General features: G+C 67.5%; 14 protein-coding genes. 7 read left to right on the top strand and 7 right to left on the bottom strand.

All coding sequences use genetic code 11. The features are described from left to right. The first annotated feature begins 82 nt into the window (after positions 1-82). Both E2F49_RS02610 and E2F49_RS02605 read left to right on the top strand, forming a co-directional pair. Complete coding sequence (locus E2F49_RS02610) at positions 83-1,759, top strand: ABC1 kinase family protein (RefSeq protein WP_133392487.1); 1,677 nt, start codon at positions 83-85, stop codon at positions 1,757-1,759. Between the two features lie 116 nt (positions 1,760-1,875). Continuing rightward, positions 1,876-2,670 (top strand): ferredoxin--NADP reductase, encoded by a 795-nt coding sequence (locus tag E2F49_RS02605; protein ID WP_133392486.1) that lies wholly within the window; start codon positions 1,876-1,878, stop codon positions 2,668-2,670. A gap of 163 nt (positions 2,671-2,833) precedes the next feature. Here the strand turns inward: E2F49_RS02605 and E2F49_RS02600 are convergent, their stop codons facing one another. Next, entirely contained in the window at positions 2,834-3,316 is a 483-nt protein-coding gene (locus E2F49_RS02600; protein WP_133392485.1) for a glutathione peroxidase, read from the bottom strand. Between the two features lie 209 nt (positions 3,317-3,525). Here E2F49_RS02600 and E2F49_RS02595 point away from each other — a divergent pair, with 209 nt between their 5' ends. Then, complete coding sequence (locus E2F49_RS02595) at positions 3,526-5,724, top strand: M3 family metallopeptidase (RefSeq protein WP_133392484.1); 2,199 nt, start codon at positions 3,526-3,528, stop codon at positions 5,722-5,724. Between the two features lie 225 nt (positions 5,725-5,949). Then, the gene (locus tag E2F49_RS02590) at positions 5,950-6,786 is read left to right on the top strand and encodes an NAD-dependent protein deacetylase (RefSeq protein WP_133392483.1); all 837 of its coding nucleotides are present in this window, start codon (positions 5,950-5,952) and stop codon (positions 6,784-6,786) included. Between the two features lie 9 nt (positions 6,787-6,795). On the opposite strand, the gene E2F49_RS02585 is transcribed toward E2F49_RS02590, so the two are convergent. The 3 genes from E2F49_RS02585 to E2F49_RS02575 form a co-directional block, all read right to left on the bottom strand. Then, positions 6,796-7,629 (bottom strand): DUF3298 and DUF4163 domain-containing protein, encoded by an 834-nt coding sequence (locus E2F49_RS02585; RefSeq protein WP_133392482.1) that lies wholly within the window; start codon positions 7,627-7,629, stop codon positions 6,796-6,798. 141 nt (positions 7,630-7,770) lie between these two features. Further along, the gene (locus E2F49_RS02580; RefSeq protein WP_055247679.1) at positions 7,771-7,980 is read right to left on the bottom strand and encodes a cold-shock protein; all 210 of its coding nucleotides are present in this window, start codon (positions 7,978-7,980) and stop codon (positions 7,771-7,773) included. Positions 7,981-8,223: 243 nt separating this feature from the next. Then, positions 8,224-8,508, bottom strand: a complete 285-nt coding sequence (locus E2F49_RS02575) for a GNAT family N-acetyltransferase (RefSeq protein ID WP_133392481.1) — start codon at positions 8,506-8,508, stop codon at positions 8,224-8,226. Positions 8,509-8,735: 227 nt separating this feature from the next. Here E2F49_RS02575 and E2F49_RS16290 point away from each other — a divergent pair, with 227 nt between their 5' ends. After that, positions 8,736-8,906, top strand: coding sequence for a hypothetical protein (locus E2F49_RS16290; RefSeq protein WP_165971094.1), 171 nt, complete (start codon positions 8,736-8,738; stop codon positions 8,904-8,906). A 39-nt stretch (positions 8,907-8,945) separates the two neighbouring features. On the opposite strand, the gene E2F49_RS02570 is transcribed toward E2F49_RS16290, so the two are convergent. The 3 genes from E2F49_RS02570 to E2F49_RS02560 all read right to left on the bottom strand — a co-directional run bounded on the left by E2F49_RS02570 (position 8,946) and on the right by E2F49_RS02560 (position 12,257). After that, a complete protein-coding gene (locus E2F49_RS02570) occupies positions 8,946-9,914 on the bottom strand; it encodes a hypothetical protein (protein WP_133392480.1) in 969 nt (322 codons plus the stop codon). Positions 9,915-10,004: 90 nt separating this feature from the next. After that, positions 10,005-10,619, bottom strand: coding sequence for a rhomboid family intramembrane serine protease (locus E2F49_RS02565; RefSeq protein ID WP_133392479.1), 615 nt, complete (start codon positions 10,617-10,619; stop codon positions 10,005-10,007). A 15-nt stretch (positions 10,620-10,634) separates the two neighbouring features. After that, complete coding sequence (locus E2F49_RS02560; protein WP_133392478.1) at positions 10,635-12,257, bottom strand: POT-type proton-dependent oligopeptide transporter; 1,623 nt, start codon at positions 12,255-12,257, stop codon at positions 10,635-10,637. A 180-nt stretch (positions 12,258-12,437) separates the two neighbouring features. Here E2F49_RS02560 and E2F49_RS02555 point away from each other — a divergent pair, with 180 nt between their 5' ends. Together E2F49_RS02555 and E2F49_RS02550 are read left to right on the top strand one after the other, a co-directional pair. Next, a complete protein-coding gene (locus E2F49_RS02555; RefSeq protein WP_133392477.1) occupies positions 12,438-14,225 on the top strand; it encodes a M14 family metallopeptidase in 1,788 nt (595 codons plus the stop codon). Further along, positions 14,222-15,058, top strand: coding sequence for an endonuclease/exonuclease/phosphatase family protein (locus E2F49_RS02550; RefSeq protein WP_133392476.1), 837 nt, complete (start codon positions 14,222-14,224; stop codon positions 15,056-15,058). Before E2F49_RS02555 ends, E2F49_RS02550 begins: the two co-directional genes overlap by 4 nt. The last annotated feature ends 13 nt before the right edge of the window (positions 15,059-15,071 follow it).

Raw genomic sequence — 15,071 nt, 5'->3', positions numbered from 1 at the left:
GACGGCGCGCACACGCGCCATTGCGATGAATCGGCGTTGACGCCGCGCTGGGTACGCTGGGCGCCTCGAACGGAGACACCCGATGCCCGACACCAGCCGCGCGCTCGCACGCCATGCGCAGATCCTGCGCTTCCTGATGAAATATCGCAGCGCGGGTGTCCTGTCGGGGTTCGAACTCGATCCGGCCGGTTCGGAAACGCCGCCCGATGCGGTCGACGGCAAGCCCGAGGCCTTCGTCGACGATCTCGAAGCGCTGGGACCGACCTTCATCAAGATCGGCCAGGCGCTGTCGACGCGCCCGGACATGGTGCCGCCCGCCTACCTCGTCGCGCTGGAGCGCATGCAGGACGATGTCGCGCCGCTGCCCTTCGAGGTGATCCACGACGCGGTCGAGGATGCGCTGGGCGTGCGCATCAGCAAGATCTTCGAGACCTTCGACGAAACGCCGCTGGGCAGCGCCTCGCTGGCGCAGGTGCACCGGGCGACGCTGCGCGACGGCCGCAAGGTCGCGGTGAAGGTGCAGCGGCCGGGCATCGCCGAACAGATCCGCGACGATCTCGACACGCTCGCCCGCCTGGCCGGCGGCGTCGATCGGGTGACCGAGGTCGGTCGCCGCGTCCGCTTCGCCGACTGGGTGCACGAGTTCCGCCGCACCCTGCTGGCCGAACTGGACTATCGCGTCGAAGCCGAGAACCTTGATCGCTTCGATGCGCACTTCGAGAGCTATCCCGCGCTGTTCGTGCCGCGTCCGGTCTGGGACCTCACCCGTCCGCGCGTGCTGACCATGGAACTGGTCGAAGGCACCAAGGTCACCGACATCTCGGGGCTGATGCGCACCGAGCGCGATCTGGGGCCGCTGGCGAAGTCGCTGCTGCACGGCTATCTCGACCAGGTGTTCGTGCACGGCGAGATCCACGCCGACCCGCATCCGGGCAACCTGCTCTACACGCGCGACGGCCGTCTGGCGCTGCTGGACCTGGGCATGGTGGCGCACGTGCCGCCGCGCACCCGCGAGCGCCTGCTCAAGCTGCTGTTCGCGGCCGTCGATGGCCGCGGCGAACACGTCGCGGCCGAGAGCATCGCCATGGGCACCCGGCTCGAGGATTTCGACGAGGCCCGCTACTACCGCGATGTCGGCCAGCTGGTCGCACGCTACGCCGCGCAATCCGGCGCGACCGGTCAGACCGAAGGCCGCCTGATGCTGGACCTGGTGCGCCTGGCCACCGCCTGCGGCCTGCGCACGCCGCCGGAGATGAGCCTGCTCGGCAAGACGCTGCTGCACCTGGAATCGGTGGTGCACGCGCTCGACCCCGAGCTGGACATGAAGCGCGTGGTCGAGGACCACCTCAACGAGATGATGCGACAGCGCCTGCGCAAATCGCTGTCGCCGGCCAACCTCGCCAGCGAACTGATGGACATGCAGGAGCTGGTGCGCGACGCACCGCGCAAGGTGTCCAACGTGCTCTCGCTGCTGTCGGAGAACCGTCTGCGCGTGCGGCTGACGGGGCTGGAGGAATCGCACCTGCTCGAGAGCCTGCACAAGATCGCCAACCGCATCGCCGCCGGCGTCGTCACCGCCGCGCTGATCCTCGCCTCGGCGATGATGATGGACAACCCGGGCGGACCGCGGCTGTTCGGCTATCCGGCGATCGCGCTGCTGCTGTTCCTCACCGGCGCGGGCCTGGGTATCGCGATCGTGCTCAGCGCGTTGCTGAGCGACAAGCGCGCCCGGCCCAACGAGGAACGCGGACCCAACTAGCTGATCGACGCGCCGAGGGGCTGGAACGGCGTGTCCCTGGCGGGATTCAGCAGCGAGACGAGAACGGCTCTCATCGCTGGTAGAATGTGCGGTTTCCCGCGTCGCCCTTTCCGCATATGTCAGCCGCCTATGGCACCGAGACGGTGCTGGATGTCCGTCACTGGACGGACGCCTACTTCAGCTTCACCACCACCCGCGACGACGGCTTCCGCTTCGAGAACGGCCAGTTCGTGATGATCGGGCTGGAGACCGAAGGCAAGCCGATCCTGCGCGCGTATTCGATCGCGAGTGCGAACTGGGAAGAGCAGCTGGAGTTCTTCAGCATCAAGGTCGACAACGGCCCGCTGACCTCGCGCCTGCAGCACATCAAACCGGGCGACCGGGTGCTGATCGGCCGCAAGCCGACCGGCACGCTGCTGATCCACGATCTGCACCCGGGCCGGAACCTGTATCTGCTGGGGACCGGCACGGGCTTCGCGCCATGGCTGTCGGTGATCAAGGATCCCGAAACCTACGAGCGCTTCGACAAGGTCATCGTGACCCACGGCGTGCGCACCGCGCAGGACCTCGCCTACCGCGACTACATCGTCAACGAGCTGCCGCACCACGAGTTTCTGGGTGAGCAGATGTCGAGGCAGCTGCTGTACTACCCGGCAGTGTCGCGCGAAGCCTTCGACTTCGACGGGCGCGACCATCGCGGCCGCCTGACCGACCTGCTCGACAGTGGCCGCATGGCGTCCGATCTCGGCTTGCCGCCGCTCGATCCCGAACACGACCGCGCGATGATCTGCGGCAGTCCGCAGATGCTGGCCGATTTCCGCAGCCTGCTCGACGCCCGCGGTTTCGAAGCCGCGCCGCGCATCGGCACGCCCGGCCAGTACGTCTTCGAGCGCGCCTTCGTCGAGAAATAAGTCCCGCAGGGCGAACGCAGGATCGGTCGAGCATCAGCGCAACCCGTCATTGCCGCGTGCGCGCACGCTGATCACAGCGCGCGGAATCGCGCTCAGCGCATGACCCTGTCGCGCACCGATACGGCAATGGGTTTCGCTGCGCTCTGACCTTTCTGTGAAAGCGTCAGCCCAGCGCCGCCTCGATCGGCTTGCGCAGTGCATCGGGCGTGGTCGTGGGCGCGAACCGGTCGATGACCTGCCCATCGCGCCCGACCAGGAACTTGGTGAAGTTCCACTTGATCCGGCGCGAGCCCAGCAGACCGGACTTCTGCGTGCGCAGCCACGCCCAGAGCGGATGCGCCGTGTCGCCGTTGACGTCGACCTTGGCGAACATCGGAAAATCGACCGCGTAGTTCAGCGCGCAGAAGTCGCGGATGTCCGCCTCGCTGCCCGGCTCCTGGTGACCGAACTGGTCGCATGGAAAGCCCAGCACCACCAGTCCCCGATCGCGGTAGTCGCGCCAGAGCTGCTGCAGCCCGGTGTACTGGGGCGTGAATCCGCACCTGGACGCGACGTTGACGATCAGCAGCACGCGATCGGCGTAATCGGACAGCGGCTGCGGGGAACCGTCGAGGCTGGTCGCCTGGAACTCGAATGCACTGGTCATCGCGGCGTCCGTGAATGGATGAGGCCGCCAGTCTGACCGATCACGCTGCGCATGCACCGCGAACGCGCTTCGAACGCCTGCCGGAAGTGTGCCTGCGCCGTCGGACATGAACCGGCGAATCGCTCCGTTCCGGCCACGCGGACTTCCGGCATGGGTCACGCCGGCGCCCGATCGGCTAGGCTTGGGGGTCCTGTCACCGGAGAGTCACCTTGCTCAAGCACCCGCTCGCTGTCGCCCTGTGCGCGGCCCTCGCCGTGTCCGCCCTGCCCGCCTTCGCCCAGACGCGTGGCACCGCCAACGCCGCGCCCGCTGCCAGCGCCCAGGTGCCGGCCGACAACCCGCTGTTCGTCGAGAGCACGCTGGACCTGCGCTACCCGCGTTTCGACCTGATCCAGGACGCCCACTTCGGCCCCGCATTCGACGCCGGCATGGCCGAGAACCTGCGCGAAGTCGAGGCGATCGCGAACAATCCCGAAGCGCCGACGTTCGAGAACACCATCATCGCGATGGAGAAGTCGGGCGAGGTGCTCTCGCGCGCGCGCACGATCTTCAGCAGCCTCAACGGCACCGACACCAACGACGCACGCAAGAAGATCGACGCCGACTACGCGCCGAAGTTCGCCGTGCATCGCGATGCGATCATGCTGAACCCGAAGCTGTTCGCGCGCATCGATACGCTCTACAAGAACGTCGACTCGCTGGGCCTCGACGCCGAAGGCAAGCGCCTGGTCGAGCGCTACCACACCATGTTCGTCCGCGCCGGCGCCAATCTGACCGAAGCGCAGAAGAACGAGATGCGCCGCATCAATGCCGAATCGGCGAAGCTCGGCACGACCTTCAGCCAGAACGTGCTCAACGAGGTCAACGATTCGGCCGTGGTCGTCGACACCGTCGAGGAACTCGACGGCATGAGCGAGGCGCAGATCGCCGCGGCCGCCAACGAGGCCAAGTCGCGTGGTCTGGATGGCAAGTACGTCATCACCCTGCTCAACACCACCGGCCAGCCGCCGCTGCCGCAGATCAACAACCGTGAACTGCGCGAGCGCATCCACAAGGCCTCGGTCGCACGCGGCAGCCGTGGCAACCAGTTCGACAACACCGGCGTGATCGCGCAGATCCTGAAACTTCGCGCCGAACGCGCCAACCTCATGGGCTACCCCAACCAGGCGACCTTCATCCTCGAAGACTCGACCGCGGGCACCGTGCAGGCCGTCAACGACATGCTGGGCCAGCTGGCACCGGCCGCCGTTGCCAACGCCAAGCTCGAAGCCGCCGAACTGCAGGCCATGATCGACCGCGAACAGGCCGCCAAGGGCGAGCCGACGTTCCAGCTCGAGCCGTGGGACTGGGCCTACTACTCGGAGAAGGTCCGCCAGGACAAGTACAGCTTCGACGACGCGCAGCTCAAGCCCTACTTCGAGATGAAGAACGTGCTGGAGAACGGCGTGTTCTTCGCCGCGACCAAGCTCTACGGCATCACCTTCAAGGAGCGCACCGACCTGCCCAAGTACCACCCCGACACCTGGACCTACGAGGTCAAGAACGAGGACGGCAGCGATCTGGCGATCTTCATCTTCGATCCCTATGCGCGTGGCTCCAAGCGCGGCGGTGCGTGGATGAACTCCTACGTCTCGCAGTCGGAGCTCGACGGCACGCTGACGGTCACCGCCAACCACCAGAATATTCCCAAGCCGCAGGCCGGCCAGCCGACGCTGCTGACCTGGGATGAAGTGACAACGATGTTCCACGAGTTCGGCCACTCGCTGCACGGCATGTTTTCGGACGTGAAGTACCCCTTCTTCAGCGGCACCAGCGTGCCGCGCGACTTCGTCGAGTTCCCCTCGCAGGTCAACGAGATGTGGGCCGACTGGCCGGAAATCCTCGCCAACTACGCCAAGCACTACCAGACCGGCGCAGCCATGCCGGCCGAACTGCTGGAGAAGGTGCAGGCCGCGGCGAAGTTCAACCAGGGCTTTGCGACCACCGAGTACCTCGGCTCGGCGATGCTCGACCAGTATCTGCACCAGTTGCCGGCCGACCAGCTGCCCGACGCCGACGAGGTCATGGCGACCGAAGCCGCTGCGCTGAAGGCCGCCGGCCTCGACTACGCCCCGGTGCCGCCGCGCTACCGCACGCCCTACTTCAGCCACATCAACGGTGGCTACGCGGCGGGCTATTACGCCTACATCTGGTCGGAAGTGCTGGACGCGAACACGGTCCAGTGGATCGAGCAGAACGGCGGCCTGACCCGCGCCAACGGCGACCGCTTCCGCAGCACCCTGCTCTCGCGCGGCGGCAGCAAGGACGCCAAGCAGCTGTTCGTCGATTTCACCGGCCACGAGCCGAAGATCGAGCCGCTGCTGATCAAGCGTGGCCTGGCGCCGGATCCGAAGGACGCGGCGCAGTAAGCCCTCGCCTCAAGTGCTGCATCGAAACGCCCGGCCACGCGCCGGGCGTTTCGTTTGGCCGGTCACCAGTTCCTGCGCGGAACGGCCACGCCGGAAGCGCAGGGGCGCAGCGCCCCTTGGAAGCACCCTCGCGCGAGCGGTCGATACCGATGCCGCTGCCGCGTTCCCCGTATCGCGCCCGGGTCGCACCACGAGCCGCCGACACCCGCGCGGTAGCATGGGGGAATGGCCGCCATCGCTCCCGACATCCTCGACGCCACGTCGCAGCTGCGCGCATGGCTTGCGCGCTACGAGCGCGTCTTCGTCCTGACCGGCGCCGGCATCAGTACCGGCTCGGGCATCCCCGACTACCGCGACGCGAATGGCGAATGGAAGCGGCCGGCGCCGGTGACCTGGCAGGCCTTCACCGGCGACCCCGCGGTCTATCGCCGCTACTGGGCACGCAGCTTCACCGGCTGGCCGAAGTTCTCGGTCGCGCGGCCCAATGCGGCGCACACGGCGCTGGCGATGCTCGAACGCGACGGGCCGGTCACCACATTGCTCACCCAGAACGTCGACGGCCTGCACCAGGCCGCGGGCAGCCGGCGCGTCATCGATCTGCACGGCCGCCTGGATACCGTGATCTGCCTGTCCTGCGGCGCGCGGATGACGCGCGACGCCCTGCAGCCACGTCTGGCGGCCGGCAATCCTGGCTGGCATCCGGGCGATGCGGCCATGGCGCCAGATGGCGATGCCGACATCGCATCGGCGGCGGAAGCCCGCTTCGTACCGCCGCGCTGCGAACGTTGCGACGGCCTGCTCAAGCCCGACGTGGTGTTCTTCGGCGAGAATGTGCCGCGCGCCCGCGTGCAGGATGCGCAGACGGCATTGGGCGCGAGCGACGCGATGCTCGTCGTCGGCTCGTCGCTGATGGTATTTTCCGGGTTCCGCTTCGCGAAGATGGCGTCCGACGCCGGCCTGCCGCTGGCGATCCTCAACGGCGGTACCACGCGCGCCGATGCGCTGGCGACGCTGCGACTGGATGCGGAGATCGGCGCGACGCTGGGCGCCCTGGTCCGCTGAGCGCCGGCGTCAGCCGGCGACGAACAGCGCCCGGTACGCCGGTGCGATGTGCGGCAGGAGCACCTGCGCCGGCACATCGACGGTCTGCACGCCGTCCGAGTAAGGGCCGACCTGGTACGGCGGAAACACGAAACGCAGGCCCGACAGCTTGCCGCCGGCGCCTAGAATCGGCTCGAACTGCTGGTAGTTGGCGACGTCGGGGCTCGAGCCCTCGTCGATCATCTTGCCGGCCGAGCGCATCAGCCGGCTGCGCTCGTCTGGCTCGAGCTCGTCGGCATCGATCCGCTGCGACAGCGCAGCATGCAGCTGTTCGCGCACATAGCCCGAGATCGCTTTCCAGTCGCCCGCATTGCCGACGAGCTCTTCGGCGGTCAGCAGCTTCTGCTCGCGCACCAGCCACACGAAACGCTCGATCAGCGGGCTGTCGTGGGCACCGCCGGTGTAGCTGCTGCCATCGGCGGCGATCGCCAGCATGTCGGGCGTATCGACGAGGGTGCTGAAATTCAGCGACAGGTCGTACATCGTGCCGGGCTGCAGTTCGGCGCCGCGCACCGCTTCCATAAGTTCGTCGCGCGCGGCCTGCGCGTAGCGGTGCAGCTCGGCCGCCAGGCCCGGGTACTTGTTGGCTTCGGGCGGATAGCTGATGCCGACGATGAACTTCGGGTCCATCTCCACCACGTCCTTGAGTTCGGCGGGCGCCTGATCGATCGGCTGCACGTGCTCCACCGGTGCCGGCGCACCCTCCGCCGACTGGGTCGGCGCCGGCGGCACATCACGCTGGCACGCGACAAGCGCCAGGGCGAGCAGCGGCAGGCAGTACAGGGACCGGTTCGGTGCGGACATCGGGGTTCCAGAGGCGTGGCGAAACGAAAAACTAATAGGGATGTCGTGCGAGTCCCGTGACGGGACGAACCGCGGACTCCACATGCGAAAAGCCCCGGACGTTTCCGTCCGGGGCCCTGGTCTTTCGAACTGCGGGGCGTCTTAGACGGCCTGCACTTCGTCAGCCTGCAGGCCCTTCTGGCCCTGCACGACCTTGAAGGTCACCTTCTGGCCTTCCTGCAGCGACTTGAAGCCGGTGCCCTGGATCGAACGGAAGTGGACGAACAGGTCCTGGCCGCTTTCCGGGGTGATGAAGCCGAAGCCCTTGGCATCGTTGAACCACTTGACGGTGCCGGTCTGACGATCGCTCATTGTGTTACTCCTTGAATCAGTTTGATGGGAACACGACACCCGCTGACGCTTTGGCTTCGGATGTCGCGACTGTCGAGCAAGGGGTAACGCGAAAGCGATGGAGCGGATCGTCCCGTCCGGCGAACCGGGCGTTCAACTTGGATCTACCGCATCGGAGCCACGATGTACCGTGATCCCGCCTTGAACAGTGCGCGCACGATACCGCAATTGCCGCGGAAAAGGTGAACAGGCCGGCGGGCGGCCTCAGGCGAGCGGCGGGCCCTCCCCGGCAGCCCGGAGCGCCTCGATCCGGCGGCTGGCGTACCAGCATTCGGACGCGACCTTGAGCCCGACCGATGACGCGTGGGCCAACGCCGCATCGACGAGCACGGTGCCCAGTCCGCGACCGCCCAGCGGGGTCGGCACGATGGTGTGCAGGATGGTCATCAGGCCTTGTTTTTCGCGGTATTCGAGGTGCGCCACCTGTCCTTCGAGGCTGATCTCGAACAGGTGGCGGACGGGATCATGGTGCACATGCTGCGCGCTCATCAGCCAGAACTCCGACAGTGGTCGAGGGGAAAACCTTACCCATCCTGCCATGCCATTCGGCTGCGGCCCGCGAGCGCTCCGACTGCCAGCGCATGACGCACCGCGTCACGATTCCGCGCCGAACGCGTCAGGCGGACTGACGCGGCCGGTCCATGAAAACGGGCGCACCGTCACAGTCGGACGTGGCACGGCCCGTGCTGTCGTCAGCGGAACGACAGGGGAATCGCATGGATACTCGCCGCACCGATCTGCGTGAAGCGATCGAACGTCTCTACGAACTGAGCATGCTGGACCAGACCGGCAGCAGCGAGTTCGAACAGCTGGACCATTTCATCCAGCAGCGTCTGCTCGACACCTACACCGAAAGCGCGGACCCGGCGCTGCGCGCGGTCGCCTGACCACGCAAGGCGCGCCCGACCGGGCGCGCCTGCAATGCGTCACTCGTCGTTGCGGTGATCGCGCTTGCCCTGGTTGCGGCGGTCGCGCGTGCTGATGCTGCCCTGGATCGGGGTCTGCCGGGTCTCGGCCTCATGCAGACGCAAGGCTTTCGAACGGGCCTGCTCGGATTGGAACCCCGGCGCCCCCTGATTGGCGCCATCGACGAGCGTTTCCCAGGGCTGGCCGGTCTTGGCTTCGCGCTTGCGCGCATCGAGCAGCTTGCGGGTGTTCTTGAGTGCCTTCTGCGGCGTGATGCCGTCCGCCTTGCCCGATGCAGCCGGACCCGCAGCGCGTTTCGGCGACTTGGCCGCCTTTTTGGATGCGGTGCTGACGCGCGATGCACCCTCCGCCCTGGGCTGTGCCTTGGCACGCGCCGTCGTGCCGGCCTTCGGTTTCGGTGCGCCCTTGCCCGCGGTGGACTTGGCGACCCGAGCACCCGTGCTGGCGTAAGCGGTCTTGCCGGTGCCCGTACCGCGCTTCGCCTGCGCGGACTTCGTCGACGGTGTGGACGCGCGCTTGGTCCTGGTGTCAGCAGCCTTGTCCGCAGTCGAGGTCTTCTTCGTTGCGGCCCCCTTGGCGACCTTGGCGGTCTTCGCAGGCGTTGTCGCCTTGGTCGCCTTGGCGGCCTTCGTCGTCTTGCTGGCCTTGGTGGTCTTTGTGGACTTCGCGACCTGTGCCTGCTGCGTCTCGAAACGCTTGAGAATGTCGCCCAGCAGCTCCGCCTTTTCGCCGGTGCGTGCGTTGGCCTGTCCGCTGCGTCCCGACTTGCTGCCCGTGGCGCCACGCGATGCGAGACGCTGACGCTTTTCCAGGTCACGTGCGCGATCGCGCGCGGTGCGCGCGCGTCCGATCAGTTGGGCGAGACGCGCATCGCTGTGGCCGCGGACGGCGTTGCTGCGACTGTCGTCGAACAGCCCCATCTCGGTCTTGTTGAGCAGGGCGGTGGCTTTGGCTCGCGTGATCGCCATGAAAGCACTCCTTGTGGATGTGCCCCGAGAACTAACATGCACGCGATGCAGATGCGGTGAGCGGTGCGCCCGCGAGACGACGCGACTGCGTCAGAAGGACGGCGAGGTGAGGCGTTGCAGGAACGCGCCGATGACGCGCGGTTCCATCATCACGGTGAAGAGCATGCCGTAACCGGCGCCCCACAGATGCGCGCTGTGGTTGATGTTGTCGCCACCGCGCCGGTCCATCCAGATGCTGTAGCCGATGTAGCAGACGCCGAACACGATCGCCGGCATCGGAATGAACAACACCAGCAGCAGCTGCCAGGGATTGATCAGGATCGAGGCGAACAGCACTGCCGATACCGCGCCCGATGCGCCGAGGCTCCGGTAGTGCGGATCGTGCCGATGCCGCAGATAGGTCGGCAGGATCGCGACCAGGATCGCCGAAAGATAGAAGAGCAGAAAGCCGACCGGCCCGATGTACGGTGCGAACGCGCGCTCGATGCCGGCGCCGAAGAAGAACAGCGTGATCATGTTGAAGATCAGGTGCTGCCAGTCGGCGTGGATGAAGCCGTGACCGATCAACCGGTCGTACTGCTTGTGGCGATCGATCGCCGGCGGCCACAGGATCAGGCGGCCGGCCAGCTTCGGCTTCTCGAAGGCCTGCCACGACACCAGCACGGTGATCGCGATCAGGAACAGGGTCACGGGACCGAAATTCATGGGTGTGCTCCCGCGTCACGCGACGCGGTAGTGGTCCTGCATCGGGTAGCGGCGCGCGTACAGGCCGAACGCCAGCGCGGCGACGAAGGCGAAGCCGGCGAAGAAGAACATCAGAAACGCGTTCTCGCTCAGCCCGGTGGATGCGATGTAGGAAGTCACCGCCTCGTTGCGCACGCCGGCGTTGGTCAGCAGCACCCACAGGCTGCCGAAGGTGCTGGTGAGGTACCAGAACGCCATGATCACGCCCTTCATCGCCTGCGGCGCCTGGCTGTAGGCGAACTCGAGCGCCGTCGCCGACACCAGCACTTCGCCGAAGGTCAGCAGCAGGTACGGCAGCGACTGCCAGGCCAGCGAGACTTCCTGCCCGCCGTCGAGCCAGATCTGCAGACCGCCGGCGACGATCCACGAGGTGCCCGAGATCGCGATGCCCCAGCCCATGCGGCGCAATGCGGTCGGCTCGAAGCCCATGCGGCGCAGCGCCGGATACAGCATCAGGTTGTTGAACGGGATCAGCAGCATCACCAGCAGCGGATTGAGCGCCTGCATCTGCGCCGGGTTGTCGATCAGCCAGCTCGGCCACCACCATGCGGCGTGCGGGACGACCATCTCGCGGCCCTGGATGATCCAGGTCGAGGCCTTCTGGTCGAACAGCGACCAGAACGGCGTGACCAGCGCGAAGACGATCAGGATGCGCAGCACGGCGCGCACGCCGTCGACCGCCGCATCGGGATGCAGGCCGCGCGCGCGTTCGATCTGCATCGATGCGCCCCAGCCGCCCAGCGCGATGATCACCCCGAGCGCAAGACAGGCGGTGATGACGAAGCCGAAGTCGGTCGGCCACCACGACAGCCCCACCGTCGCCGACAGCGCCCACAGCAGCAGCATCACCACCGCCGTCGTCACGCCGGTCATCGCGACCAGCAGGCCCAGCCGCATCCGGCCTGCGCTGTGCGCGCGCAGCGCGGTCTTGACCACCTCGGAGAATCCGTGCGGATCGCGGCGTGACGGCGGCACGTTGGTGTACTGCTTGCGCCCGAGCCAGAACACGAACGTCGCGATGAACATCAGCACGCCCGGCACGCCGAATGCCACTGCCGGGCCGTAACTGTCGAGCAGGCGCGGGGCCAGCAGCGATGCGAAGAAGGAGCCGAAGTTGATGATCCAGTAGAACGCGTCGAAGACCACCTTGGCCTTGGACTTGTTGGTCTGGTCGAACTGGTCGCCGCAGAACGAGACCACCAGCGGCTTGATGCCGCCCGAGCCGAGCGCGATCAGGAACAGGCCGGTGTAGAAGCCGTTGGCGTTGTTCTCGAACATCGCCAGGCACGCATGACCGGCGCAGTAGATCAGCGAGAACCAAAGGATCGTGTGGTACTTGCCGAAGAACCGGTCGGCCAGCCATCCGCCCAGCAACGGGAAGAAGTACACGCCGATCACGAACATGTGGAAGATGTCCTTGGCCTGCGCTTCCCGGTCGCCCTCGCTTGGCAGATAGCCGAGCAGGATGGAGCTGATCAGGAACGGCACCAGGATGTTGCGCATGCCGTAAAAGCTGAAGCGCTCGCACGCCTCGTTGCCGATGATGTAGGAGATCTGGCGGGGCATCGGCCCGTTGCCGGTCTGGGCAGTCGTCGTCATCGGCGGCGCAGGCGTTCGGAAAGGTCGCACAGCCTACCCGATCCGGCGCCGGGGGCCGCGCCTGGCACGCGGCCGGCCGGTGCGGCAAGTGCCGGGCGCTGGCCCCGCCACTGCGACGGGATGCCTTGGGCGGGCTGGTGCCGCGCGGCATCATGGGCGACTGCCCGCCCGGACCCTGCCATGTCGCCTGCCCGCCTTCCGTTCGCCCTCGCCCTGCTGCTGTCCGCCACCGCGGCCTGGGCATCCGACGATCCCCGCATGACCGTCGCCGAGCGCAGCGGTTTCGTCGAGACTGGCCGCTACGACGAGGTGATCGCGCTGTGCGACACCTTCGCCCGCCTGCACCCGGATGCCGTGCGCTGCATTCGCTTCGGCACATCGCCCGAAGGCCGGCCGATGCAGGCGCTGATCGCCAGCCGCAGCGGCGCGCTCGACCCCGCGGCGGCCCGCAAGGCCGGCGTGCCGGTGGTGCTGGTCCAGGGCGGCATCCACGCCGGCGAGATCGACGGCAAGGACGCGGGCTTCCTCGCCCTGCGCGAGCTGCTCGACGGCACGGCGGCGCCGGGCGCGCTCGAGGATGTCGTGCTGGTGTTCGTACCGGTGTTCAGCGTCGACGGCCACGAGCGTTTCGGCGCCTGGAACCGCCCCAACCAGCGCGGGCCGCGCGAGATGGGCTGGCGCACCACCGCGCAGAACCTCAACCTCAACCGCGACTACGCCAAGGCCGATGCGCCGGAGATGCAGGCGATGCTGGCGCTGGTCGAGGCCTGGGATCCGATCGCCTACGTCGATCTGCACGCCACCAATGGCGCGCAGTTCGAGCACGACATCTCGATCCAGGTCGAACCGGTGCATGCCGGCGATGCCGCGCTGCGCGAAGTCGGGCGCACGTTCCGCGACGCGGTGATGGCCGATCTCGCCGCGCAGGGCTCGCTGCCGCTGCCCTACTACCCGTCCTTCGTCGAACACGACAATCCGGCCTCGGGTTTCGAGGACGGCGTCTCGCCGCCGCGTTTCTCGACCGGCTATTTCCTGCTGCGCAACCGCATCGCCATGCTGGTCGAAACGCACTCGTGGAAGGAATACCCGGTGCGCGTGCGCATCACCCGCAGCACGGTGGTGTCGGTGGTCGAGCAGATCGCCCGGCATGGCCGCGACTGGATGCGGGTCGCACGCGAGGCGGATGCCCGCGCCGCGGCGCTCGGCGGCACACGCGCACCGCTCGCGTGGAAGGCGACCGATGCCAGCCACACCGTCGACTTCCGCGGCTACGCGTACACGCGCACACCGTCGGAGATATCGGGGCAGCTGATGACCCGCTACGACGAGCGCACGCCGCAGCTGTGGCGGGTGCCGATGCGCGACACGCTGCAACCGTCGCTGGAGGTCACGCTGCCGCGCGGCGGCTATCTGGTCCCCGCCGCGCATGCCGCGTGGGTGGGAGAGAAGCTGGCACAACACGGCATCGCCTTCCGGACCCTGACGAAGCCGCAGAAAAATGTCACGACCGACGCGTTCCGCGCGACGCAGGCGAGCCCGGGCGCAACCTCCGTCGAAGGCCATCAGCGCCTCGATCTGCAGGGCGCCTGGGTGCGCGAACCGCACGATATCGGCGCCGGCGCCCTGTTCGTGCCGATCGCCCAGCCGAAAGCCCGCCTCGTCGCCGCCCTGCTCGAACCGCAGGCGCCCGATGCACTCGCCGCATGGGGCCGCTTCAACACCCACTTCGAGCGCAAGGAATACATGGAGGACTACGTGGCCGAACAGGTCGCGCGCGAGATGCTGGCGACCGATCCCGCGCTCCGCGCCGAGTTCGAGGCGAAGCTGCGCGACGACGCGGCGTTCGCCGCGAGTGCCGACGCGCGCCTGGACTTCTTCTATCGCCGCCACAGCGCCTGGGACGCGCGCTACAACCTCTACCCTGTGTTGCGTACCGACACTGTTCCGACCGGAGACGCTGCGCCATGAAGCACCTGCTGACCGCCCTGCTCACCTTCGTGCTCGCTGCGTGCAGCGCGCCGCACACGCGTCCCGATGTCGCGACCACGGCCGGCCCGTCCGACCTGCGGGTCGTCACGCTGAACATCTATCACGACAAGGCCGAGTGGCCGAAGCGCCTGCCGCTGATCATCGAACAGCTGCGCGCGCTCGATGCCGACGTCATCGCACTGCAGGAGGTGCTGCAGTTCGACGGTCTGCCGAACCAGGCGCAGACCATTGGCGACGCGCTCGGCTACCCGGTGCAGTTCGTCTCCACCGATCCGGAAGGCCAGGCGCACCGCTACGGCAATGCGCTGCTGACCCGCTTGCCGGTGCAGTCGCGCGACTGGACGGCGCTCGAGCCCCGCGCGGACTCGCGCACGATGGGGCACGCGCGCCTGCAGTTCGCGGGTCACCCGATCGACGTCTATTTCACCCACCTGCACCACACGCCCGAGGGCGAAGCGCTGCGCCGTCGCCAGCTGCAGGACGGGCGGACCTTCATGGGCCGCCACGACGACGGCGCACCTGCGCTCGTCCTGGGTGACTTCAATGCACCGGCCAGTGCGCCGGAACTCGATGCGCTGGACGGCTTCGTCGACGTGTACGGGGCGCTGCACCCCGACGCGGATGCCCGCGGCGTGACCACGCTCAATCCGCATTTCTTCGAGGTGCGCCGCCGCATCGACCACGTATTTGCCGAGGCCGGCCGGTTCGACCTGGTCGAGGCGCGTGTCGTGCTGGACACGCCCGGTGCGGACGGGACCTGGCCCTCCGACCACTTCGGCACGCTGGTGGTGCTGCGTCCGAACGGACATTGATCCACCATTCCCG

The organism is Luteimonas terrae, assembly GCF_004358165.1.
GTDB classification, from domain to species: domain Bacteria; phylum Pseudomonadota; class Gammaproteobacteria; order Xanthomonadales; family Xanthomonadaceae; genus Luteimonas; species Luteimonas terrae.
This window is presented reverse-complemented; position numbering and strand designations above follow the sequence as displayed.